General features: G+C 47.4%; 1 protein-coding gene. It reads left to right on the top strand.

Annotated elements, in window-relative coordinates; translation table 11 throughout:
• Positions 1–1,680: class 1a ribonucleoside-diphosphate reductase subunit alpha (gene nrdA, locus GY683_RS08790; RefSeq protein ID WP_297288369.1), on the top strand; the 1,680-nt coding region annotated here is incomplete at both ends.

The raw sequence follows: 1,680 nt of genomic DNA, 5'->3' as shown, positions 1-1,680 counted from the left end.
CCAAACGCGATGGCAGATCAGAACCAATTGACCTAGAAAAAATCCATAAAGTCATCACTTGGGCGGCTAAAGACCTAAAAGATGTATCCGTATCCCAAGTGGAATTAAAGTCACATATCCAGTTTTATGATGGCATTCGCACCAAGGACATTCATGAGACCATTATTAAAGCTGCCGCCGACTTAATCTCTGCATCGACACCAGATTATCAATATTTAGCAGCGCGCCTTGCCATCTTCCATCTGCGTAAAATCGCTTATGGCGATTACGAGCCGCCACACCTATACGACCACGTCTCTAAATTGACCGAAGCAGGCAAGTATGACAAGCACATCTTGGCTGACTACACTTATGAAGAATTCGATGAGCTAAATAGTTACATTGATCACGAACGCGACATGAATCTTGCTTATGCTGCTGTTGAGCAGATGATGGGCAAATACCTGGTTCAAGACCGCGTCACCAAGCAAGTCTATGAAAGTCCGCAGTTCCTATACGTACTGGTAGGCATGTGTCTTTTTGCCGCTTATGATAAAGCGGAGCGTTTGGATTATGTGAAGCGTTTTTATGACGCGACGTCTAACTTTTATATCTCTTTGCCAACGCCCATCATGTCGGGCGTGCGCACGCCAACACGCCAGTTCAGCTCGTGCGTACTGATTGAGTGCGGTGACAACCTAGACAGCATCAACGCCACCACTTCTGCCATCGTACGATATGTCTCACAACGTGCAGGTATTGGCATTAACGCAGGTGCAATCCGCGCCCTAGGTTCGCCAATTCGCGGCGGTGAAGCACAGCACACAGGCTGCATTCCATTTTTCAAAATGTTCCAAGCCGCGGTTAAATCCTGCTCACAAGGCGGTGTTCGTGGCGGTGCAGCAACACTATTTTATCCAATGTGGCATCTAGAAGTTGAAAGCCTACTTGTCCTAAAAAACAACCGCGGCGTTGAAGACAACCGCGTGCGCCACATGGATTATGGTGTTCAAATCAACAAAACCCTATATGCACGCCTGATCCAAAACAAAGAAATTACCCTATTCAGCCCATCGGATGTACCAGGGTTGTATGAAGCATTCTTTGCTGATCAAGCAGAATTTGAGCGTCTATACACGCAGTATGAGAATGACGAAAACATTCGCAAGCGCAAGATTCCCGCCAGAGAGCTATTTAGTCTCATGCTACAAGAGCGTGCGAGCACGGGTCGCATCTATGTGCAGAACGTCGATCACTGTAATACTCACAGCCCATTTGACCCTGCAGTCGCACCGATCCGCCAGTCGAATCTATGCATGGAAATCGCCCTGCCGACCAAGCCTCTAGATAATATCAATGACGAGAATGGCGAGATTGCTCTGTGCACTTTATCTGCGATTAACTTAGGCAAAATCAACGACCTATCTGAAATCGAAGAACCTGCTGAGCTTATCGTGCGTGCGCTGGATGCGTTATTAGACTACCAAGACTACCCTGTTATCGCTGCCAAAAAAGGCAGCATGAATCGCCGTACGCTTGGCGTTGGCGTAATCAACTACGCCTATTACCTTGCCAAGAATGGTACGCGCTACTCAGACAGTGCAGCGCTTGGCTTGACTCATCGCACCTTTGAGGCATTGCAATATTATCTATTAAAAGCCTCTAACAAGCTTGCCAAAGAGCAAGATGCTTGCCCATGGT

This window comes from Moraxella sp., from assembly GCF_024227015.1.
Lineage (GTDB): Bacteria > Pseudomonadota > Gammaproteobacteria > Pseudomonadales > Moraxellaceae > Moraxella.
Note: the sequence above shows the minus strand (reverse complement) of the source record. Positions and strands in the feature narration are given on the sequence as shown.